The following is a 22,964-nucleotide window of genomic DNA, read 5'->3' as shown; positions in this document are numbered from 1 at the left end:
ATAATGTACTTTTATAAGTATAACGAATCAACCAGATGCGAAAACAACAAAACAGATGGTTAAAGGCAATATTCCCGGCTGCCTTTACCTTACTGCTAACCGGAACCACGGCGGCTTATGCCCAGGATTTATACTTACCCAGAAATATTAAAATGGCTTATGAAAAAGGAAGCCGGTCTAAAGATGGAAAACCAGGAAAGCATTACTGGCAAAACAAAGGCAAATACGACATGACCATCAGTGTGGACCCTGCCAGTAAAATCGTAACTGGTTCAGAAATCATTAAATATACCAACCACAGTCCGGATACATTGGGTCAAATCGCCATCAGATTTGTCAACAACCTGCATAAACCAACCTCTCCACGTGCAAATTATGTGAACAAAGACTTTTTAAGCGCAGGATTAACCATCAGTTCTTTTCAAATTGACGGGCAAAAATATGACATCAAATCTGAGAATTGGGAGACAGTAGAAGGCATTAAACTCAAAACACCCTTAAATCCGGGGCAGACTACCGAGCTGAACATCAGCTGGTCTTATCCACTATCAAAAGAGAGCGGCAGGGAAGGTCAGCTGGACAGCAGTACTTTTTTTGTGGCCTATGCCTTCCCGAGAGTTTCCGTTTATGATGATTACAATGGCTGGGACTATATCCCCCATACCGACAGGACTGAATTCTACAACGATTTCAACGATTACCGGCTTACTGTAAAAGCCCCGAAAAACTTCGTCGTATGGGCTACCGGCGATCTGCAGAACCCTCAGGAAGTGTTACAACCCCTTTTTGCAGAAAGGTTGAAAAAATCTTATACCAGTGATGAGATCGCTCCGATTGCCAATGCAGAAGAAATGGCGAAAGGTCTGGTTACGCAACAAAACGAATGGAATAGCTGGGTATTTACCGCAGATCACATCACAGATGTAACTTTTGCCTTAAGCAACCATTACTTATGGGATGGTGGTAGTGTGATTGTAGACCCAAAAACCGGCAGAAGAGCCAGTGCACAGGCCGCTTATGATGCGAAAGCACCCGATTTCCCAAAAGCGGTAGACTGGACCAAACAATCACTATCCTGGTTTTCCAACAGCTGGCCGGGCGTTGCCTATCCATATTCAAAAATGACCGCTGTACAAGGTTTTGCAGACATGGAATACCCGATGATGATCAACGATTCTACCACTCCTGACATAGAATTCTCTCAATTTGTATTGAACCATGAGGTTGCACACACCTATTTCCCTTTTTACATGGGCACCAATGAAACCAGATATGCACACATGGACGAAGGTTGGGCCACGACTTTTGAATACCTGATCTCTACCGCACAGCTGGGAAAAGAGAAAGCAGATGCGAACTTTAAGAAATTCCGCGTGAATCGCTGGATCAACGATCCTTCCACCGAAGAAGATCAACCAATCATCAGCCTGTCTACGCAGGTTTCCGGCCCGGGTTATGGCAATAATGCCTATGGAAAACCAGCCCTCGCCTACCTTGCTTTAAAGGATATGTTGGGCGATGTTGCCTTTAAAAAGCACCTGCATACCTATATGGAGCGCTGGAACGGCAAGCATCCTATTCCATGGGACTTCTTCTACACCTTCAACAATGTATCCGGACAAAACCTGAACTGGTACTGGAACAACTGGTTTTTCAGCAACAATTATATTGACCTGGCGATTAAACAAGTGTCCGGCAAAGGACTGGCTTACCAGATTAAACTGGATAATATTGGCGGTTTTGCCGTCCCATTTGACATAAAATTGAAATATAAAGATGGCACAACCGGCGTATTTCATCAGACTGCCGGAGTTTGGAAATCCAGTCAGAAAACCACAGTCATCAGCCTGAAAGCAAAGCAGGTAGTTGCAGAAATTCTGATTGACGGTGGGATATTTGTAGATGCTACCCCTGCGGACAACATCTGGAAAAGCAAATAACGTTTTTTTTATTTAAGTTTGAAGGCATGAACACCATTCTGATAAAAGCGGCCTCAGTGGTAAACGAAGGCCAAATCTTTGTTGCTGACGTACTGATTAAAGAGGGATTTATTGTGAAAATTGCGCCTAATATCCAGGCGGAAGGCGCAAAAGAAATCAATGCAGAGGGCTTGCACCTCTTCCCTGGAATGATCGATGATCAGGTACATTTTAGAGAACCCGGACTAACGGATAAAGCGGATATATTTTCTGAAAGTATGGCTGCCGTTGCCGGAGGGATCACTTCCTTCATGGAAATGCCCAATACCGTTCCTAATACCTTAAGTCAGGAATTACTGGCCGATAAATATAAAATCGCCTCTGATGTTTCTTTAGCGAATTACTCGTTTTTCATGGGTGCTTCCAATGACAATCTCGATGAAGTATTGAAAACTGATCCTAAAAACGTTTGCGGGATTAAAGTATTCATGGGCTCTTCTACCGGAAATATGTTGGTAGACAATGCGACGGTTTTGGAAAACATTTTCAAAGAGGCGCCGATGTTAGTCGCTACACATTGTGAAGATGAAAAGACCATCAGAGAAAATATGGCGCGTTATAAAGCGGAATATGGCGACAACATCACCATAGACATGCACCCATTGATCAGAAGTGCAGAAGCTTGTTATATTTCTTCTTCAATGGCCGTTGAACTTGCTAAAAAATACCAGACGCGTTTACATATTCTACACATTTCTACTGCCAGAGAAGTCGCGTTATTTGATAACATTACGCCATTAAAAGATAAAAGAATTACTGCGGAAGCCTGCGTGCATCACCTTTGGTTCGACGATAGAGATTATGCCACAAAAGGCAACTGGATCAAATGGAATCCGGCAGTAAAAACGGAGCAGGACAAAGATGCGATCTTAAAAGGCGTATTGGATGGCCATATCGACATCATCGCGACAGACCATGCCCCGCATACTATTGCAGAAAAAGAGCAGCCTTACCTGCAAGCCCCTTCTGGTGGCCCATTGGTACAACACGCCCTTTCTGCCCTGCTGGAAATGTACCATCAAAAGAAAATCACACTGGAACAGATTGCTGAAAAAACAGCTCATAATGTGGCTACTTGTTTTCAAGTGGACAGAAGAGGCTTCATTAGAGAAGGTTACTGGGCAGATTTAGTGTTGGTAAACCTGAATGATCCGGTTAAAGTAACCAGAGCGAATCTTTGGTACAAATGCGGATGGTCACCTTTTGAAGGACAAACCTTCCAGTCAGAAATAACACACACGTTCGTTTCCGGAAATCTGGCTTATCAAAAAGGTAGTTTCATGACCAATGAAAAAGGAAAAAGACTGGCTTTTAACAGGTAACAGGATTACTTATCCGGATCCTGATAGGATGTGGTCATTGGATAAATCCATCACAAATTAAAAGGAATAGATCATTAAATTGACGAATCATAAAATTAACAGATCATAAATAATGAGATTAATGGACAAGCCCGGATTTAAACAGTTTGTCCAGCTGTTCAGTCTGTCAGGAATTGTATTTCTTGCCGGACTGAACAGTAATTTTATAGAGAAATACTATTCCAATGGCCTGTATCAGGTCAGTTCTGTGATTCAACGCTGGATCAGCTCCTTATTTCCCTTCCCTGTCGGGGACTTTCTCTACCTCCTACTCGTGTTGTACATCCTGAGGAGTATCTATCTCTTTTTCAAAAAGCTATCTCAAAAAAAACTAAAGAAGGCAGACCGGATCAAGATCCCCTTGCAGCTGGTTAATTTCGGTCTGATTTTATATCTGGTCTTTAAAGTCCTTTGGGGATTAAACTATTCCCGCCCATCTATCGCCAAACAACTTGGTATTTCAAATGAGAAGTATACGACTGCAGAACTGGTCTCACTGGGTGAATATTTCATAGGCCAGCTCAACAACCTGCAAACGATTAAAAAGGAAAGATACACCCTGAATCAACTCGAAAGCAAGGCGAAAACCTCCTATGATAGCCTAAAGAAAACCAATCAATTCTTCAACTATCCTGCGCCTTCGGTTAAGGCAGTATTGAACAGCTGGATTGTCACCAAAATCGGTATTGAGGGTTATTACAACCCCGTATCCGGCGAAGCCAATGTCAACATGAGACTGCCCACAACGGCACTCCCATTTGTGACCTGTCATGAAATTGCACACCAACTGGGCATCGGCAGAGAAGATGAAGCTAATCTGATCGGCTACCTCGTGGCCATCCACAGTACTGATAAAAATTTTCAATATTCTGCGGTATACAATATGCTCAGAAGTATTCTTTTTGAAATCAAATACAAGTCGCCGGAAGATTACATACGGCTCTACGCGACCATAAATCCGGTCACCTTAAACGATTTTCAAATAGAAAGCGCTTTCTGGAAAAAATATAACAGCGACATGTATGGCTATATGGATGTGGCCCTGGATAGCTTTTTAAAGCTTAATAACCAGAAAAAAGGAACAGATAGCTATCAGGATATTGTATTATGGTTGTATAATATTCATAAAAAAGACCTGATTCCAGCTGAGAAGGTTAAAACATTACAACCTTAAAACAAAAAAAGAACAAAACATTCCTAAATTTGCCCCACTATGGCAAAGATATCCATTAACCTCGCAACAGGTTCCTTACAGAAAGAAGAAATCATCGTCGGCATTGACCTTGGTACAACCAACAGTCTGGTAGCCTTTATCAACCCCGACAAAAACCCTATGGTCATTAATGACACGGGAAAGGGCGTATTGGTACCATCAATCGTGCATTTTAATGCAAATGGCGATGCAGTTGTAGGAAATGAAGCCAAAGATTTTTTAATCAGCGATCCCTCAAACACCATATTCTCAGTAAAAAGATTATTAGGCAGATCCTATAAAGATGTTGCTGCACACCAGGATACTTTCTCTTACAAAATCATAGATGACGAAAACGATTCTTTGGTGAAGATCAAAGCAGGCGATAAGTTTTACACGCCGATCGAGCTTTCCGCAGAAATCCTGAAAGAACTAAAAGCAAGAGCAGAACACGCGTTAAAAACACCGGTTAACCGTGCTGTAATTACCGTTCCTGCTTATTTTAATGATAGTCAGCGCCAGGCCACCCGTGATGCGGGCAGGTTAGCAGGCCTTGACGTGTTGAGAATTGTGAACGAACCTACCGCAGCCAGTCTGGCTTACGGAATCGGTCTGGACCCTACTCAACAAAAAACCATTGCCGTGTACGACCTTGGCGGAGGAACGTTTGACGTTTCCATCCTGTCCATTCAAAACGGAATCTTCGAAGTACTGGCCACTAATGGAAATACCTTTTTAGGAGGTGACGATTTTGACCGTGCCATTGTTCACCACTGGATAGAGCAAAACAAACTTGATGCTGCAAGCTTATCAGCAGATCAGGGATTAATGCAGTCCTTAAGACTCAAAGCAGAAGAAGCTAAAAAAGCCTTGAGTACTCAAAATCTTTTCAATGAGCAAATCGGAGAAATCTGGTGTACTTTAGATAAACAGACCTTTGAACAACTGATTTCGGCTAAAGTTGCAGAAACCATGACCGCTTGTAAACAAGCCTTAAGCGATGCCAACTTAACTGTAAAAGAAATCGACGAAGTGGTGCTTGTTGGTGGCTCTACACGTACCCCATATGTAAAAGCACAGGTTGCTGAGTTCTTCAATTCTACGCCACACGACCAGATTAATCCGGACGAAGTCGTGGCATTAGGTGCTGCAATTCAGGCAGACATCCTTGCCGGAAACCGCTCAGACATCCTTTTACTGGACGTAACGCCATTGTCTCTTGGTATTGAAACCATGGGTGGATTAATGGACGTGATCATCCCTAGAAACGCAAAAGTACCTACCAAAGCAGGCAGACAATACACTACCTCTATCGACGGACAGGTGAACATGAAAATCTCTGTATTCCAGGGAGAACGTGACCTGGTTAAAGAAAACAGGAAACTGGCTGAATTCGACTTAAAAGGTATCCCGGCAATGCCGGCAGGATTACCAAAAGTAGACATCAACTTTATGCTGAATGCCGATGGTATCCTAACCGTACAGGCGATAGAGCTACGTTCTGGTGTAAAACAGGAAATCGACATTACTCCAAGTTATGGTCTTACCGATGATACGGTAGAACAAATGTTGATCGACAGCATTACCCATGCGAAAAGTGATGTGGAACAACGGATGTTGATCGAAGCAAGAAGTGAAGGCGAACAATTGGTGTACACCGCAGAACGCTTCATTGAAAAACATAGCAACTTCCTGACCGCAGCAGAAATCACAGACACAAAAACGTATATTGAATCGCTGAAAAGCGCATTGGCTACCGCAGAAAAAGATAACATTTTGAAAAAAGCGGATGAGTTGAATGAATTCACCCGTCCATTCGCCGAAAGGGTGATGGACATGGCTGTTTCCTCAGCCATGAAAGGAAAAAGCATCGAAGAATAACCAGGTAATAGGTTATTATACAGAACTTGACAGGGATGAATCGTGTATTTATCCCTGTTTTGCTTTTAAGCGCATTGGTATTGTGTTCCTCCTGGGGATTTTATGCACACCAGCGCATCAACTACCTGGCTGTTTTTACGCTCCATAATGGCCTCAATACTTTTTACAAGGCAAATATCAACTACCTGAGCGATCACGCTGTAGACGCTGATAAGCGTCGCTATGCAGACACTGCAGAAGCACCCAGACATTTCATCGATGTAGAATGTTATGAAAATCACATTGACAGCATCCCCCGCAAATGGAATGATGCGCTAAAAAAATACGGTGCGGAAAAACTTCAGACCAATGGCATCCTCCCCTGGCAAATCCAGAAATCCTATTTCAAACTTGTTCAGGCCTTTGTAAACAGGGATTCCCTGAAAATACTGATCTATTCGGCTTATCTCGGCCATTACCTTTCGGACGCGCATGTCCCCCTCCACACCACGCAAAACCACAATGGCCAGCTAAGCAACCAGCATGGCATCCATGCCTTCTGGGAAAGCCGTTTACCGGAACTCTTTGCAGCGCAATACAATTTCCGTGTCGGGAAAGCAGTCTACATTGATGACCCTTTAAAAACAGCCTGGAAGATGGTGACTAATAGTCACCGGTTGCTGGACAGTGTTCTGGCTATGGAAGCAAAAGTGAGCGCAAGTACTCCCGGAAGGAAGAAATACAGCTTTTCTAAGCGCAAGAACCTGCTGCTCCGGCAGTACTCAGAAAGTTATTCCATGGCATATCATAATGTAATGAACCAAATGGTGGAGCGACAAATGCGGGCCGCCATTCATGCTACAGGCAGCTATTGGTACTCCGCCTGGATCGATGCCGGACAACCAAACCTACAAAACATGCCTAAAAAAAACGCTGCTTCAAGTCTGGTTAAAGAACTCGAAGCAGCGCCGATGCCCAATGGGCGTATAATTGGTAGAGAGCCGAATTAGCCCTTCAAAATATCTTTTGGTTTGATTCTGCTTTTGATCGCGGCATAAATTACCGGACCGAAGGTCACCACAGCAATTGTAATGATCACAATTGAAAAGTTATCTCTGATGATTGGAATTTGTCCAAGCAGGAAGCCCGCAAACAATAAACTGAAAATCCAGCCAATCCCACCTACTACATTGTAATAGGTAAATCTGCCGAAAGGCATTTTAGCTACACCTGCAACGAAAGGGGCAATCGTTCTGAAGATCGGAAGAAAACGGCTGAAAATAATCGCTTTACCACCATGCTTTTCAAAAAACTCATGAGATTTATTGTAGTATTCCAGCTTCAGGATCTTATTCCCTTCTTTAAATACTTTAATACCAAAATAGCTACCCAAGCGGTAGTTCAAGCTATTTCCAGCAATCGCAGCAATGGTTAGTAACAGGAACATGATCCAGATATCAAGGCCGGTTCCGCCTTTTGCGATCAATGCACCAACGGCAAACAGCATGGAGTCACCAGGTAAAAACGGGGTAACTACAAATCCGGTTTCCGCGAAAATGATTAAGAATAGAATAAGGTAAGTCCATGTTTTATAATCGCTTACAAGCTGTACTAAAGCTTTATCGGTATGCAATATAAAATCTACTAGTTGTGATAAAAGTTCCAAATCGTATAGTTTAAGCCCAAAATTAAGAATAACATGTTAATAAACATCCTATTTTAAATTTTAGTAGTCAATAATTAGTTAGCTGTGACAGAACAAATTCCGTGGTTCTTCCGGGGATTTGGCAAAAAGAAGGCCTGATAAAATACCAGGCCTCTTTTTATACTTTAAGATAATTCTAGTTGTAGTTGTTCAGCATTACTGGCATCACCAACATCAAAACATCTTCATTCTCGTCATTTGTGTGTGGAATTAGTAATCCTGCACGGTTAGGTGTAGAAAGTTCCAAAGTCACTTCTTCGCCGCTCAGGTTGCTCAGCATTTCGATCAGGAAACGGGCATTGAAACCAATTTCTAAATCTTCTCCTTCATACTGGCAGCTCAAACGCTCATGTGCTTCATTGGCGAAATCTAAATCCTCCGAAGAGATATTCAGCTCAGAACCATTGATTTTTAAACGTACCTGATGCGTAGTTTTGTTGGCGAAAATTACCACCCTACGTAAAGTGTTTAAGAACAATGCGCGGTCGATGATCAGTTTATTAGGGTTATTCGCAGGAATTACTGCTTCATAATCCGGGTAACGCTCATCAATCAGGCGACAAACCAAATTGATGTTTTCAAATTTAAAGAAAGCACTGGTGGCATTATAATCCACAGACACATTCACATCTGTAGAAGGGAGTGCTGCTTTTAATAAAGTCAGTGCTTTTTTAGGAAGGATGAATGAAGAAGCTTTTTCGCCTTTGCTGTCCATTCTTCTATATCTTACCAATTTATGTGCATCAGTAGCTACAAAAGTGATGTGTTGTTCAGATAACTGGCAATATACACCAGTCATTGCCGGACGCAACTCATCACTGCTTACTGCAAAAATGGTTTTGGTAATCGCTTCTGTCAAAACTGAAGCAGGAAGGTTTACCGATGAAGCATTTTCTACTACCGGAATCTTCGGAAAATCATCCCCGTTTTCTCCGCTTAGTTTATATTTACCGTCACCTGCACTGATTTCAATGGAGAAAGTGTTGTCGTCAATATTGAAAGAGATCGGCTGATCTGGTAATGTTTTTAAAGTGTCTAAAAGTATTTTTGCTGGCACAGCTACTTTTCCGCCTTCCTTAGACTCAACCGGTAAAGAGGTGGTCATGCTGGTTTGTAAATCAGTAGCAGAGATGGTTAAACTTCCATCTTTAATTTCAAAAAGGAAATTCTCCAATATCGGCAATACAGTACTGCTGCTTGATGCACCATTTACTGTTTGCAAATGTTTTAATAACGTTGATGTGGATACAATAAATCTCATAGTATGATCTTGTCAGTTCTCAAAAATATAAAAATTACCTCGCATACTTATGCTTGCGGTAATAATGTTGAAAAATCGCGAACGATATTAACAATAATAAGGGCAATGCCATATTGACCAATTGCCATTGTAGTTTTTCTGTACGTAGTTTCGCTTTATCCAACAGCCTGATCTTAACCTCTTTATTTCTCAAAGCGATTAAATGATCATCATTCGACAGGTAATCTGCGATATTTAAGAGCAAAGCTTTATTTCCGTAGTTTTTTTGCGTGTATCTGTCGAAGCCCAATGGAAATGCCGAACCGTCCTTGCTGCTGATTTGATTTTTGAAAACATCTCCGTCGCCAATGACCACCATTTTAGTTGGCTTGCTGACCGCCGGAAGCGGGTAGTTCCCGATGATTCCTGCCGGAACAGCACGGTTCAAAAATACAGAAGGAAAATTCCCTTCGATCAATACGGCCAGCGCTTGTGGTACGCTCGCATAAGCCCGTGGATCCGGTTGCTCGGCCACCATTTGCAACGACAATAATTTAGGCGCATTGAAGATCTTATTAAAGGGAGAAGTGTGTAAAATGACTGTTTTCTTCAAGCCTTTCACTGCGATGGTATCCACAGTGCTCACAAACTCCCCTTTGACCACATCAATATTCTTAACGAGGTTGTGCGAAGTATCCGGCTGCATTAAAGGATAATATACCCATGGTGCCATCTCTATTTGCCCGTTTCCGCCCATACTCAAGGGAATTTCCGCACAATTGGCATCAGCAATCAGGTTGTAATTTACCCTTGCACCGTACATGAACAGCATATCGTCCAGGTTTAGTTTTTTATTGAAGGCCAGCTGTTCTCCCGAACCTTTCAGGCTATCCAGATCAGCACTCACCTGATCAATCGCCCAGACTACCCTGCCGCCTTTCATCACAAAGTAATTGATTTTATACTTCTCCGCTTCTGTAAATTCCTTTTGAGGCCTGGCAATGATCAGTGTTTTCAATTTATCCAGTCCCGCAGCATCGATGGTATTCAGGTTTACCCTGCCCACTTCATAGCTATCAGACAAACTGGTAATGGCATCGTTCAACAGCAGATCCGGCAATTCTCCGTTTCCTTCTGTAAAACCAATCCTTGGGTGATCCGTAGAAAGCAGCTTTTGTATGGCAGACGTAAACAGGTATTCCAGGTTCTGAATCGAATTGTTAATATTTTCCTCATAACCACCGGTAGCCCCTAAATTCTGTAATAACTTTACCGGTAATTGCCTCTCATGGCTTTCCAGCATGGCCATCGGAAAGACCATTTTCTGCGCAAAACCAGCATCATTTTTAATGTTGACCGTGGTTGGTTCAATCCCTGCCTCATATAAGTGATTGATCACCGTATCCTGATCGGCTATCGACAATCCTGAAACCGGGTCTTTGAAAATCACGCTAATCTCCCGACCAGAAGCTGCTTTGTAATCAGCCAGCAGGTCTTTTGTAGCGTTTCTCAACCTTTTAAAAGGAGCCGGCAAATCGCCTTCCAGAAACACCGTAATGGTGATAGGTTGTTTAATATTCCCTAAGATCTCCTTTGATTTTGCAGTAAGGGTGTATCTTTTCTCTTTGGTGAAATCGATTCTGGTGTAAAAATACTGAGCCCCTATATTGAGCAAAACCAAAGCGAGAATGAAAACGGCAATACGGGTTAATTTCTGTTGCAGAATTACCATTTCCTACCTCCGATCACCAGTTTGGTTAAGCCTAGAAAAGTCAAAATAAAAGTCAGGAAGTAGATCAGGTCACGTGTATCTAATACGCCTCTGCTCATGGATTGATAATGTTCATTGACACTCAGATTGAGCAATATATTTTCAATGGAGCGAAAGCCAAAAATCTGGCTCATCGCCTCAAATCCACTGTAAGTGAAGAAACAAAGGAATACAGAAAATGCAAAAGCTACCACCTGATTTTTGGTCAGCGAGGAAGCAAAAATGCCGATGGAGGCAAAAGCTGCCCCTAACAACAATAAGCCTATATAAGACCCGATGATGGCTCCGGTATCGATATTTCCTTTTGGCAAGGCCAGTTCAGAGATTGAATACGAATAAATCAGGGTAGGCAATAAAGCAAACAAGACCAGTACAAAACAGGCCAGGTATTTGGCGATAATGATCTGCCAGTCAGTCACAGGACGCGTGGCCAGTAAGATGTAAGTACCTTCCCTCCTTTCCTCTGCAAAAGAACGCATGGTGATGGCAGGGATAAGAAAAAGGAATAAAAAAGGAGCAAGCCCGAAAAACCCGCTGAGTTCTGCATAACCATATTCCAGGATAGAAGTATCCGGAAAAAACCACAACAACAAGCCGGAGGCCAGCAAAAACACACCGATGGTAATATAGGCCATCAATGAATTCAATAAACTAAATAACTCTCTTTTAAATACCGCGTACATTCATTTGGATTAACGATGCCGAAGTTAGAAAATTTAAAAGACAAAAAAAGGGTGCCCAATAAAATCGGACACCCCACACACTAACTAAAACCCCTAAGTTTATTATTGTTTATCCCACCAAACTCTACCTTTGGTTTCATTGATATCGACTCCGTAAGCTGCATCTTTAGCTTTCATATCGTTAGCAGCTTTCAATATGTTGGCTCTGTTCAAATCAGCACCGGGTAATACACCTCTTCTTGGTCTGATCAGATTGGCATTACCATTCCATAAGTTTTCCAGGTAAGCAACCCCGGTACCATCACCAATATTTCCGGGAGTGGTTGGTTGTCCGGCTCTGTAATCTACAGCCTGAGGATAGCCTGTTCTTTTCCACATTGCCCATGCTTCTTCCGGTTGAGCCAGAAAATGCACCCAGGATTGAGAATATATACTTACCAGTCCATTATAAGGGAAACGTGACAAATAATCTCCCAAAGCAAGCGTTGATGCAAATGGCACTTTAATATCTACTCCAACTTTTTTGTATTGATCAAATGAAGCAGTAACACCTTCATTATACCAGGTAGCTGCAGCTTTCCCCATTACAGAACCACCTTTTTTAGCTGCAATTTCTGCCATCATGAAACAAGTTTCCGCATAGCTCAGGAACAAAGATTTATACTTTAATGAACCACCGGCAACCACTTCTTCATTTGTGTTCAATAGTGGATCAGCTATTCCTTCTTTAAAACCACCATTTTTAACGAAGTAGCGACCTTGAATCAGTGATTGATAAGTTAAATTAACCGCAGCACCAGTCGTTGAAAATGTTTGGAAGCGACCCGCTCCTGTTGGTCCATAGGAAGCATCCTGTGAAGCAGGGAACGTATGTTTCCCATAATAACGCTGTTTATACTCAGGAGTAGCCAATAAGGCAAGAGTAGCCGGAGTAGCCGTAGTTAACAAACTGCTATACGCTGGATTGTTCGTTCCCAATTGATTCTGACGAACCATTACTGCCAATCTAGGATCATTAGCAGATTTCAGGAACTCTACAAAAGGATAGGCTGCATTAAAGCTCGTTTTGATCGCATTGATATCATCCACGTTATTGTTCCAATCTCTGGAATTATTGATCCCGAAAGATTCTTCATAAGTAGAGATCAATTGTCCACCAAAGTTAGTTTCCACATCAACCAGGATCGCATCCAGATTTGCGGGATCTCTTTTCTCATAACGTTGCGCAATTTTAATACGCAATGTATTGGCAAACTTCAGCCAGTTGGTCATTGCCCCTTTATAAAAGAAGTCATTAGCGGTTAATTCCGATTGTCCGGCAGGTAAGGTTTTGATCGTATTCGCTGCTGCTTTTAATTTAGCATCGAATATTTTATACAGGTCGTAATCATAATCATATGCAGGTAATGGAAAGGCCACATCTTGAAAAGCTTGCGTGTAAGGCATCGCTCCGAATACATCTGCTGATCTCCAGGCCTGGTAAACATCAATAATCTGACTAATTGCCTTTAAATTCGCATAGCCGGTTTTTTGAGCTTCCGGCATTTCATCAATTTTAGCGATGATCCTGCTCAGGCCTACACCTACCTTTTGATAATAATCATTATAATATTGACTCAGGCCGGGATTTCCTCCTTTAGTAGCAGCTGGTGCCCAATAATTGCCTGAAAGATCCGCATTAGCACCATCCTGAACAATATATTGCATATAGGTCATGATGGTGAATCTATTCTGAACCTTAAACCTTTCATTATAATTGATATCGTTTATTGCGGTAGAGAATAAGAACCTTGGATCAACATCCGGAAGCGCATCAGGTCTTGTGTTGAGGTTAATCATGTCTTTTTTACAAGACTGTCCAAGTGATGCAAAGACAATCAGTCCCAGTATATATAATTTCTTTTTCATTTCTTTAGTTTTTAGGATTAGAACTTAACGTTTAAGGAAACTGCATAATTCCTTGTAAAAGGAACTCCACCAGTAATCCATGGGCTAAAAGGATCATTACTTTGAACAGATTCAGGATTTTGACCGCCTGTTAAACTGTTGTATAAATACCCCAGATTTCTAGCGGTAAAGCTGAGACGTGCGCCTTTAATCTTCACCTTGTCCAGGATTTGATAAGGAATTTGATAACCTAAGGTTACCTCACGTAACATCAACCAGGACATTTTAGAGATTGCATCGGAATTATTCAGTGCATTCTGCCATCCTTTTGTATAAGTGTAATAAACTGAAGCTTTCCATGGCTCTACAAGTCCCTGATCATAAGCCGACTTGAAGGTCATCCCTCCGATAGATTTGGTTGGATCAATTAAACTCATTTGTCCTGGAGCAAAAACAGCATCAGGAATTGCACCATCAAACACCGTTTGTCCGGTATAAGAATCTATACGGGCTACACCACCATGAGCCTGATCACGATATTTTAAAGAGGCTAACGGAACACCATTTCCCATAGAGTAGGCATATGTTTCTGAATAAACATAACCACCAAAACGGGCATCCATTTGTGTAAATAAGCTAAAGCTTTTATACCTCAGATTCACAGAGAAACCACCTGTTAAACTTGGTTCCACTCTACCGATAGGCAACCTTCCATTTGGCAAATCGGAATCAGAGTTATCAACCAGATTATAGTTGGCCACATTGTATTTCACATCTGCATTTGCATTTGCAAGTCTGGGGGCATTGATAATTAAAGGAAACCCTGTAGCAGGATCAATTTTCACAGTGGTATTGGCACGCATTTCCAATACGCCAAAATCGCCACCTTCATACGCCCAGATTTGTCCACCTTCATAATCGCCGGTAATGTTCCAGCTGGTGATACCGCCACCAAATTTGATGATCTTACTTCTGTTGTGGGCAAGGTTAAGGGATAAATCTAATCCCCAGTCTTTAGTTCTGATTGGAGAGCCACTAACTGAAGCTTCAAATCCTTTATTTTGAATGTTACCTGCATTAAAGAAGGTTCTTTTATAACCTGTTTCGGGTACTCCGTCCAATTTAAGGAGCTGATCGTAAGTATTACCTTTATACCAGGCAAAATCCACATCTATCCTGTTTTTCAGGAAAGATAAGGTAGTACCAAACTCAATTTCACGTTGTCTCTGCGGTCTAAGGTCATAATTTGGTTTTGTATCCCCATTAATCTGAGTCGCAGCAGGTACCGTCTGACCATTCTGGTCAATAATAACCGATGGCGAATATCCGGCACCTGTATCGAAAGGTCTGGCAATACCTGCACTTCCTACATAGGCAATGGAAGCTCTGATTTTCCCGAATGACAACCAGGATGGCATATCATCTTTAAAGTGATCAGAGAAGATATAGGAAAGGTTTGCCGAAGGATAGAATACAGAATTGTTATTTTTTCCCGGAACAATTTTAGGATAGGTTAAAACAGAAATCCAGTCGTTACGTCCGGACAACTCTAAGTTCAGGTATTTCTTATAAGAGAAGTTCACTACTCCGGCTATACCGATTGTTTCTCTGCTCGGCTTAAGAACTGAATACTTCCTGGTGGTCAGGTTAACTGCATCTCCCTGAATAGGTTTAACAGAGTTATCAAGGAAGAAAAAGTTTGGTACTGCCAAACCACCGTTGGTATTTGCACCATAAGTTTCACCTAGTTTATCACCATAAATTTCATTAATCAACCTGACATCAACATTCAGGTCGTCGCTAATATTTTTATTGGCATGTGCCATGAATAATAAGGTATAATCCGTAGAATAACCACCACCTGCAGCATAATATCCACCTTTATTATCTTTCTCGTTACCATATTCTTTGGTTTCGGCAAAGTTTTTCTGGTAGTTAAAGTTACCTCTTGCACTAAAATCTAACCAGGGGTTTACCTGTGCTTTTAATTGAAGGTATCCCAATAGTGAATTCTCATGATTGGTATAGTTCTTTTTGTCAATTCTTGAAAAGGTGTTGACTACCGCATCAAAATTACCCCCGGGTTTACTGTAGGTATAGATCTCATTATTTGCAGGATTTCTATATCCGGCATACCAATCTGCAAAATCAATATTTCTTGGTAAATAATAAGTACTAAAAGCCAGGGCATTGTCGCCATAAACAGAAAATCTACTTTGGTTAAAATAGTTGGAAGTTCTGGTATTCGCATAGCTGATTCCCATTTCCGAAGAAAATATTTTATTAATATCTCCACCAACTTTAACATCTATCGCGTCTCTTTTCAAGCCATTATTTGGCAAAATACCTTTGTTACTGGTATTAGAGTAAGAAACACGGTAATTAAATTTATCCGTACTTCCACCTAAGGCCACGTTGTTATTGATATAATTTCCATTGCGGTAAAAGGTCTTCCAGTTGTCTGGCTGCGCCTCATAAGGAACCATTTTTGATGGGTTATAAATCGCCGGAGTCAATCTTCCATCGAATTTTGGCCCCCAGTTACCTGTGGTTAAACTTTGCGTACCATCTGGTCTGAAATTACCCTCTCTGGTAATGTAACTTCCCATACCATGCTCATTCTGAAGTTCCATAAAGCTTTTATAAACTTCAGTAGTCTGGTAAGTACTGTTCACCTCAATACCTAATCCCTGACCACTTTTCCCTCTTTTCGTGTTGATAACAACCGCTCCATTCAAACCTCTGGAACCGTATAATGTAGTTGCCGCAGCACCTTTAAGGATCGTGATCGATTCATAATCATCAGGATTCAAACTTTTAAGCTGAGAACCGCCGTCAGCAGCATCACCACCTACAATGTTATTGGTGATCACCTGACCATCAATCACAAAGATTGGCTGGTTATTCGCTTGTCTGTCGCTGCTACCCAATACTTTAGCACCCCGGATTTGAATGTAAGGAGAAGTTTGTACCCCTGCAGTTCCCACCACATTGATGTTCACTCCAGCCACTTTACCTTGCAAACCAGTAATTGGATTGACGGTATTGGTACGGGTAATTTCGTCTCCTTTGATCTTGGTTATGGAATAACCGAGGTTCCTGTCTATCTTTTTCACCCCGAGCGCGCCCTCTACGGTCACTTCCTTCAAAGCATTATCGCTTGGACTTAAGCTGACATTAACCACCCTGTCAGCACCCACAACAGCTTCTTTGCTTGCATACCCCAGATATCTGAATTCCAGTGTATTTCCAGCTACTGCATCAATCATGAATTTCCCCTCTGCATTGGTACTAGTTGATTTTTTTGTTTCTTTCACCCGCACGCTTACCGCAGGCATAGGCGAGCCTGTCTCATCTTTTACAGTACCGGTTACGGTACGACCAGTCTGAGCAAAGACTCCGATGCTCCAGAATAACGCCGCAAAGCTAAGCCACGTCATTTTTAGTAGTAGTTTTGTCATAGTTGTTTTGTTTTAATTTGGGTTTATATTGATCGGTTAAAGGATGGTTCTCTTTTAAGGTTTACTTTATAAAAAATCCGTTCTCTCTATCACCATGTGAGCTGCCCCAAGCAATTCCGCCTCATTGCCGATTTCAGAAACTTCGATATCGGTACACTCTGCTATTCTGGGAATACAGAACTCATTAATGGCCTGCTGAATCGAAGGCATAAAGATCTTACCAGCTATGGCAGCTCTCCCACTCAACACAATTTTCTCAGGATTCATGATGTGAATTAAGGTAGCGACCCCCTTACCAAGATGAAATGAGGCTTCGGACAAGATGGAGATGGCCAATGGATCTCCGGAACGGGCGGCAGCTAAAAAATGATCCCCGTCATGTCTGGACTTATCCAAAAACAATCGTTTCATACTTGATTCGATACCTGCCTCCACCTGGGCTTTGGCCTTCCTTGCCATCACCAATAAGGAAGTTTCTACTTCCAGGCATCCTCTTTTACCGCAGGAGCATAAATGATCATTACCCGATAAAGGGATATGGCTAAACTCACCAGCGAAACCACTATGGCCCCTAAATACTTTTCCAGCTATAATCATCCCAAGGCCGGTGCCCCAGCCCAAATTGATCACCATGACGTCTTGCTTGCCTTTGGCTTTTCCAAATTTTAGTTCTGCAATTCCAATTAAACTAGAGTCGTTGTCTATGAACACCGGTAGATTTAGGTGAGTACTGAGGTGATCTCTCAGGCATTCCCCACCGGCAGTTGGAAATATGGTGTAGTTGATCCCTTCTTCAATGTTTACGAAACCAGGCATACCTATTCCGATGCCCAGGATATGATCCCTGTTTAGCCCTGATTTCTCCAGATTATCCGCAATAAACACCACTAATTTCTGAAGCGCGTTTACATCAGTGTAAGTATCAATTTCAATAATTTGAAGTGGAAGTTGAATTTGATTGGTCAGATTATAAATCACCATTCTGGTAACTACCTGATCTACAGCAACCGCAATAATGTATCGTTCTTTTTCAGGATTCAAAAGAAACATAGAGGCTCTTCTTCCCCCACTTGAAGGCGCAAGTCCATCGCTGATCATAAATCCATCTGTCACCAGATCATTTACCACGGTGGTCACAATAGGGAGACTTTTCTGAGTCAGTTTGCTGAGCTCATTTAATGAAAGTGCTAAGCCTGAATATAAATGCTTAAGTATTTCCTTCCTTAATTGTGCACTCTTCTTAATTATTGCAGACATATCTATCGTTAATTTTACATAAACATATAGAAAGTTACATTAAGAATACAAACCTTTTATATTTTTTTAAAAAGATTGAATAGGTTAGGAATAAAATAGATAAGAGTACAAGTATTTGAAAAGCCTAAAAAACACTTGAAAGAAAATTCAAGGAAAATCTGTGAAAAATCACTTTAGTTTAAAAAATAACGCTCGATGAAACGGTTGAGTTTATTAGAAATATTTTTAGGAAAAAATTATCTTTTACTTTAAATTGACATTTCTTTAAAAAATAGACAAAACAACTCATTTCTAGTCGGTTAGTGTTATTTCTACACTTGAAAAAAAAATCAAAAATAAGTTCAATTACTTACAAAAAGTATTCTTAAAAGAAGTAAAACACCTTAAAAACAAGTGCTTTTAGGGACTAAAACTGCCGCTAAAAAGTCTGATTCTTCCTAAAACCGATCAAGTCAGACATAATCCTACTAACTTTTGCTCCAAAAGGCCTTATAAATCCGGCTAAAAAAAGGGAAAATATAGTGATTTTCTCTCCCTGAAAAACTGAAAATGATGAGCCCGGGATCAGTCCCCTCATCATCGATTATCTGAATCAAAGAAAAGACGTGGCAAACATTTAAGCTGGAGAGATGAAAGGGGTAAAAAACAGCAAAGCCCTCCTGTTTCCAGGAAGGCTTTAGGGATGCTTATGTTAGCACCGAATAAAATTAGTTAAAATTACAAACCGAAGTTGAATGCAGCTCTTACACCTATGAAAGAAGGAGTAAGACCAAATTCTTTTGACCAGGCTTCATAACGGACACCTAAATCAATTGAAGCTTTATCTGCCACTGGAAACTCAACACCAGCACCTGGTGAATATGCAAATCTGGTTTTATCACCATCTTCGGTAGCAAATGCAGCACCGACCTCACCGTTCAAATAAAAGTTTTCAGCTAAAAAATACCTTGCACCAACCTTCACTGGAATGTAACCAGAGGTACCTGAAAACCCTAATATTTCTTTTGTTTTAAAACTAAGGTACCCGGCATTTGCAGTTAAATTCAAATTTGGAGCAACAGGATGTTGGTAAGTCAATGACCCGCCATATCCCATTTTATAAAAATCACCATAATTTCCCATCGGAAATGCAAATTCTGCACCTATACCTAATTTAGGACCATTCATAGCAGGATCTTTCTGAGCCTTGGCATTTGAAAAGGCAAAAATACCTGCGATCGCTGTTAGTAAAAATAATTTTTTCATGTGTTTAAGTTTAATTCGTATTAATGATATAAAATCAATACATAAATGCAAAAACTTGGCCAATGGCTTAAAACACATCAAAAAAACCACATCAGGAAGTCAGTTTTCTGAAAATATCCTCTAAAGAAGTCAGTTTGTGTTCTCTTTTAAGTTCATCAATTGAGGCATTTGCTACAATACACCCTTTATCAATGATAATCACCTCGTCGCAGAGTGCTTCTACTTCCTGCATAATGTGCGTAGAAATGATCACTGTTTTGTTTTTCCCAAGTTGCCTGATCAGCTCCCTGATCTCTACCAACTGGTTGGGGTCCAAACCCGAAGTCGGTTCATCTAAAATTAATACCTGCGGATCATGAATGATTGCCTGCGCCAAGCCCACCCTTTGCTTATAGCCTTTAGAAAGCATCGCAATTTTCTTATGCTGTTCAGAAGCAAGCCCTACCTTTTCAATGGTATCCTTTACTTTTTGTTTAGCATTTTTCAACTGATAAGTATCGGCAACAAACAGTAAAAACTCCTGAACATACATATCGGTATACAAAGGTGTATTTTCAGGAAGATAGCCCATAATCTTTCTAACTTCGACAGATTGTGTCTGCACATCAAAGCCACAAAGGCTGGCGGTACCTGAGCCAGGTTTCAGATAGCTTGTCAACATTCTCATGGTGGTCGACTTCCCAGCCCCATTGGGACCGAGAAAACCTAAGATCTTGCCTGGTTTAGCTTCAAAACTAATTCCGTCTACTGCTTTTTGCCGGCCGAAATGTTTGCTGAGTGATTTTACCTGGATGCTCAATTTATTTTACCTTTTTAATGTGTGAAGAACGCATCTTTTTATCTTTTCTATACTGATCAAATTCTTTTCCAGCCAATGCTAAATTATCAGTAGAAATCATATCGGCACCAGCTTCCAGATACTGATAGTAATATTTACCATTTGGTCTGGCCAGGGAGCGTTTGTCTAAGTTGCCCATGGTGCCCATGATACAGGTGATCCCGTTTTCATGTAAACCCTTAAATACTTTTTGTTCCGGAAGGGAAGTCCCTACGAAAGCCACAATCCTGTTGTTTGGCACACCTTTACCATTTAACCTGTCCAGATCTGTCGCATATTTAACGGAAGCTGAAATCATCAGATCAGGTGCAAGACGGTGTACTTCTACAGCCTGGTTGTCATTATAAGTGATCACAATGGAATTGTTCTCTGATTTTGTTTTACGTACCTCATCGATGATCTTGGCAAAAGGAACACCCTTTTTCACATCAATGGTAAACAATACTTTTCCTTTCCCCCAGGTGAGCACCTCATTTAAAGTAGGGATTTTATAAGTGGTTAAAGTTCCGTAGTCGTCTTTCAAGCGCAGCTTTTGTAATTCTGCGTAAGTATAGTTTCCAATCATCCCGGTACCATTACTGGTTCTGTCCAGACGGTCGTCATGCATAATCACCAATACAGAATCTTTACTCAGGGCAACATCAAACTCAATCACTACCGGTTGATATTTAGTCGCATTTTGAAATGTAGGGATACAATTTTCAGGAAAACCTTTCATTGGCGCTCCTCTATGTGCAGAAATCAGCGGATAACCCGGTGTTTTTCTATTTAAAAAGGACCTTAATTCTTCGCCACTGCTAAAAGAAATATAGTTTTTTGTTTGTCCTGTGCAGGATACGGCAAGCATCAGGAAGCTTACCAGAACCAGATTAAATTGTTTCATGGCCAAAAGTAGGAATTTAGGCCCTATATATATTTGTTAATCTTCTATATTTGCATCATTATGGCAAAGAACACTAACGACGAACAATTTAAAAATGTAATATCACATGCCAAGGAATACGGTTTCGTATTTCAAAGTAGCGAGATTTATGACGGACTAAGTGCTGTATATGACTACGGACAATTAGGCTCGGAATTAAAGAATAACATTAAAACTTATTGGTGGAAATCCATGGTTCAGATGCATGAGAACATTGTAGGAATCGATTCTGCAATCTTTATGCACCCGAAAGTATGGAAAGCCAGCGGACACGTAGACGGCTTTAGCGATCCTATGATCGATAACAAAGACTCTAAAAAACGCTACCGTGCTGACCAGTTGTTAGAAGATAAAATTGCCCGTTACGAGAAAGACGGTAAAACTGATAAAGCTGCAAAATTGCAGGCGGATATGGATGATGCATTAACAGCTGATGATCTTCCACGCTTAAAACTACTGATCGAAGAGCATGAAATTGCTTGTCCGGTGAGTGGCACAAAAAACTGGACCGATGTACGTCAGTTTAACCTGATGTTCAGCACACAGTTTGGTGCAATGGCAGAAGGTGCTGAAGAGGTCTATTTACGTCCGGAAACTGCACAGGGTATCTTTGTAAACTTCTTAAATGTGCAGAAATCAGGAAGAATGAAAATTCCTTTCGGTATCGCACAAATCGGTAAAGCATTCAGAAATGAAGTAATTGCACGTCAGTTCATCATGAGAATGCGTGAATTCGAACAAATGGAAATGCAATTCTTTGTTCGTCCGGGAGAAGATTCAAAATGGTTTGCTTACTGGAAAGAAGCGCGTCTAAAATGGCACCAGGCTTTAGGTACGCCAGCTGAAAAGTACCGTTTCCATGACCATGTTAAATTAGCACATTACGCAAATGCCGCAACAGATATCGAATTTGAATTCCCATTCGGATTTAAAGAAGTAGAAGGTATCCACAGTCGTACAGATTTCGATTTAACACAACACCAGACTTTCTCTGGTAAGAAAATGCAATATTTCGATGCCGAACTAAACGAAGAAGGCAAGCCTTACGGAAATTATGTTCCTTACGTAATCGAAACTTCTATCGGTTTAGACCGTATGTTCTTACTAACGATGATCAATGCTTTTGAAGAGCAGGATTTGAGTACTGAAGAAAAACAAGACAGCAGAACTTTACTACGCTTACACCCTTGCTTAGCACCGGTTAAAGTGGCGATCTTCCCATTGACGAAGAAAGACGGCTTACCAGAAAAAGCAAGAGAAATCATGAACAGCCTGAAACTTGATTTCAACTGTGTGTATGAAGAAAAAGATGCTATTGGTAAACGTTACCGCAGACAAGATGCAATTGGTACGCCATTCTGCTTAACTGTAGATCACCAGACTTTAGAAGACAATACCGTAACTATCCGTCACCGCGATACGATGGAACAGCAAAGGATTGACATTAAAGACCTGGAAGAGTTGATCTCCAGCAGAGTAAGCTGGAAAAACCTTTTGCAGTAAGGATATATTAACTGAATAAAAAACCCCTGCAATCATACGATTGCAGGGGTTTTGTTTTTG

At 41.2% G+C, this 22,964-nt stretch carries 16 protein-coding genes; 6 read left to right on the top strand and 10 right to left on the bottom strand.

Going from position 1 to position 22,964, the window contains the following annotated elements:
- The first annotated feature begins 35 nt into the window (after window positions 1–35).
- From OQX61_RS08690 to OQX61_RS08670, 5 genes are all read left to right on the top strand, one after another.
- Window positions 36–1,940, top strand: coding sequence for a M1 family metallopeptidase (locus tag OQX61_RS08690; protein WP_265841272.1), 1,905 nt, complete (start codon window positions 36–38; stop codon window positions 1,938–1,940).
- A gap of 26 nt (window positions 1,941–1,966) precedes the next feature.
- Window positions 1,967–3,301: a dihydroorotase gene (locus tag OQX61_RS08685; RefSeq protein WP_265841271.1), complete on the top strand. Its 1,335-nt coding sequence runs from the start codon at window positions 1,967–1,969 to the stop codon at window positions 3,299–3,301.
- 121 nt (window positions 3,302–3,422) lie between these two features.
- Complete coding sequence (locus tag OQX61_RS08680) at window positions 3,423–4,514, top strand: DUF3810 domain-containing protein (RefSeq protein ID WP_265841270.1); 1,092 nt, start codon at window positions 3,423–3,425, stop codon at window positions 4,512–4,514.
- 39 nt (window positions 4,515–4,553) lie between these two features.
- On the top strand, window positions 4,554–6,413 hold the full coding sequence (gene hscA / locus OQX61_RS08675; protein ID WP_265841269.1) for a Fe-S protein assembly chaperone HscA: 1,860 nt from the start codon (window positions 4,554–4,556) through the stop codon (window positions 6,411–6,413).
- A gap of 35 nt (window positions 6,414–6,448) precedes the next feature.
- A complete protein-coding gene (locus tag OQX61_RS08670; RefSeq protein WP_265841268.1) occupies window positions 6,449–7,402 on the top strand; it encodes a zinc dependent phospholipase C family protein in 954 nt (317 codons plus the stop codon).
- Here the strand turns inward: OQX61_RS08670 and OQX61_RS08665 are convergent.
- The 10 genes from OQX61_RS08665 to OQX61_RS08620 all read right to left on the bottom strand — a co-directional run bounded on the left by OQX61_RS08665 (window position 7,399) and on the right by OQX61_RS08620 (window position 21,362).
- On the bottom strand, window positions 7,399–8,058 hold the full coding sequence (locus OQX61_RS08665) for a VTT domain-containing protein (RefSeq protein ID WP_265841267.1): 660 nt from the start codon (window positions 8,056–8,058) through the stop codon (window positions 7,399–7,401). The two genes, OQX61_RS08670 and OQX61_RS08665, sit on opposite strands and share 4 nt — an antisense overlap.
- Window positions 8,059–8,233: 175 nt before the next feature.
- Window positions 8,234–9,358 carry a DNA polymerase III subunit beta gene (gene dnaN / locus OQX61_RS08660; protein ID WP_182961418.1) on the bottom strand — a complete coding sequence of 375 codons (1,125 nt, stop codon included), beginning with the start codon at window positions 9,356–9,358 and terminating at the stop codon, window positions 8,234–8,236.
- A 34-nt stretch (window positions 9,359–9,392) separates the two neighbouring features.
- Window positions 9,393–11,069, bottom strand: a complete 1,677-nt coding sequence (gene gldG, locus OQX61_RS08655; protein WP_265841266.1) for a gliding motility-associated ABC transporter substrate-binding protein GldG — start codon at window positions 11,067–11,069, stop codon at window positions 9,393–9,395.
- Window positions 11,063–11,791 carry a gliding motility-associated ABC transporter permease subunit GldF gene (gene gldF / locus OQX61_RS08650; protein WP_265841265.1) on the bottom strand — a complete coding sequence of 243 codons (729 nt, stop codon included), beginning with the start codon at window positions 11,789–11,791 and terminating at the stop codon, window positions 11,063–11,065. The genes gldG and gldF overlap by 7 nt, the downstream gene beginning before the upstream one ends.
- Window positions 11,792–11,893: 102 nt before the next feature.
- On the bottom strand, window positions 11,894–13,699 hold the full coding sequence (locus OQX61_RS08645) for a SusD/RagB family nutrient-binding outer membrane lipoprotein (RefSeq protein WP_265841264.1): 1,806 nt from the start codon (window positions 13,697–13,699) through the stop codon (window positions 11,894–11,896).
- A 17-nt stretch (window positions 13,700–13,716) separates the two neighbouring features.
- Window positions 13,717–17,139: a SusC/RagA family TonB-linked outer membrane protein gene (locus OQX61_RS08640; protein WP_265841263.1), complete on the bottom strand. Its 3,423-nt coding sequence runs from the start codon at window positions 17,137–17,139 to the stop codon at window positions 13,717–13,719.
- Between the two features lie 66 nt (window positions 17,140–17,205).
- Complete coding sequence (locus OQX61_RS08635) at window positions 17,206–18,396, bottom strand: ROK family protein (RefSeq protein WP_265841262.1); 1,191 nt, start codon at window positions 18,394–18,396, stop codon at window positions 17,206–17,208.
- Between the two features lie 717 nt (window positions 18,397–19,113).
- Window positions 19,114–19,641, bottom strand: coding sequence for an outer membrane beta-barrel protein (locus tag OQX61_RS08630; RefSeq protein WP_265841261.1), 528 nt, complete (start codon window positions 19,639–19,641; stop codon window positions 19,114–19,116).
- A gap of 91 nt (window positions 19,642–19,732) precedes the next feature.
- Window positions 19,733–20,440: an ATP-binding cassette domain-containing protein gene (locus OQX61_RS08625; protein WP_265841260.1), complete on the bottom strand. Its 708-nt coding sequence runs from the start codon at window positions 20,438–20,440 to the stop codon at window positions 19,733–19,735.
- Window position 20,441: 1 nt separating this feature from the next.
- Window positions 20,442–21,362, bottom strand: a complete 921-nt coding sequence (locus OQX61_RS08620; protein WP_265841259.1) for a glycerophosphodiester phosphodiesterase family protein — start codon at window positions 21,360–21,362, stop codon at window positions 20,442–20,444.
- A 60-nt stretch (window positions 21,363–21,422) separates the two neighbouring features.
- Between OQX61_RS08620 and OQX61_RS08615 the strand changes: the two genes are divergently transcribed.
- The gene (locus OQX61_RS08615; RefSeq protein ID WP_265841258.1) at window positions 21,423–22,904 is read left to right on the top strand and encodes a glycine--tRNA ligase; all 1,482 of its coding nucleotides are present in this window, start codon (window positions 21,423–21,425) and stop codon (window positions 22,902–22,904) included.
- Window positions 22,905–22,964: the final 60 nt, after the last annotated feature.

Source organism: Pedobacter sp. PLR, assembly GCF_026239675.1.
Lineage (GTDB): Bacteria > Bacteroidota > Bacteroidia > Sphingobacteriales > Sphingobacteriaceae > Pedobacter.
Note: the sequence above shows the minus strand (reverse complement) of the source record. Positions and strands in the feature narration are given on the sequence as shown.

Bases quoted from the DNA above. Each gene is read 5' to 3' on its own strand.
- OQX61_RS08690 (WP_265841272.1), top strand. From the start codon at position 36: ATGCGAAAACAACAAAACAGATGGTTAAAGGCAATATTCCCGGCTGCC.
- OQX61_RS08685 (WP_265841271.1), top strand. From the start codon at position 1,967: ATGAACACCATTCTGATAAAAGCGGCCTCAGTGGTAAACGAAGGCCAA.
- OQX61_RS08680 (WP_265841270.1), top strand. From the start codon at position 3,423: ATGGACAAGCCCGGATTTAAACAGTTTGTCCAGCTGTTCAGTCTGTCA.
- hscA (WP_265841269.1), top strand. From the start codon at position 4,554: ATGGCAAAGATATCCATTAACCTCGCAACAGGTTCCTTACAGAAAGAA.
- OQX61_RS08670 (WP_265841268.1), top strand. From the start codon at position 6,449: ATGAATCGTGTATTTATCCCTGTTTTGCTTTTAAGCGCATTGGTATTG.
- dnaN (WP_182961418.1), bottom strand. From the start codon at position 9,358: ATGAGATTTATTGTATCCACATCAACGTTATTAAAACATTTGCAAACA.
- gldG (WP_265841266.1), bottom strand. From the start codon at position 11,069: ATGGTAATTCTGCAACAGAAATTAACCCGTATTGCCGTTTTCATTCTC.
- gldF (WP_265841265.1), bottom strand. From the start codon at position 11,791: ATGTACGCGGTATTTAAAAGAGAGTTATTTAGTTTATTGAATTCATTG.
- OQX61_RS08645 (WP_265841264.1), bottom strand. From the start codon at position 13,699: ATGAAAAAGAAATTATATATACTGGGACTGATTGTCTTTGCATCACTT.
- OQX61_RS08640 (WP_265841263.1), bottom strand. From the start codon at position 17,139: ATGACAAAACTACTACTAAAAATGACGTGGCTTAGCTTTGCGGCGTTA.
- OQX61_RS08635 (WP_265841262.1), bottom strand. From the start codon at position 18,396: ATGTCTGCAATAATTAAGAAGAGTGCACAATTAAGGAAGGAAATACTT.
- OQX61_RS08630 (WP_265841261.1), bottom strand. From the start codon at position 19,641: ATGAAAAAATTATTTTTACTAACAGCGATCGCAGGTATTTTTGCCTTT.
- OQX61_RS08620 (WP_265841259.1), bottom strand. From the start codon at position 21,362: ATGAAACAATTTAATCTGGTTCTGGTAAGCTTCCTGATGCTTGCCGTA.
- OQX61_RS08615 (WP_265841258.1), top strand. From the start codon at position 21,423: ATGGCAAAGAACACTAACGACGAACAATTTAAAAATGTAATATCACAT.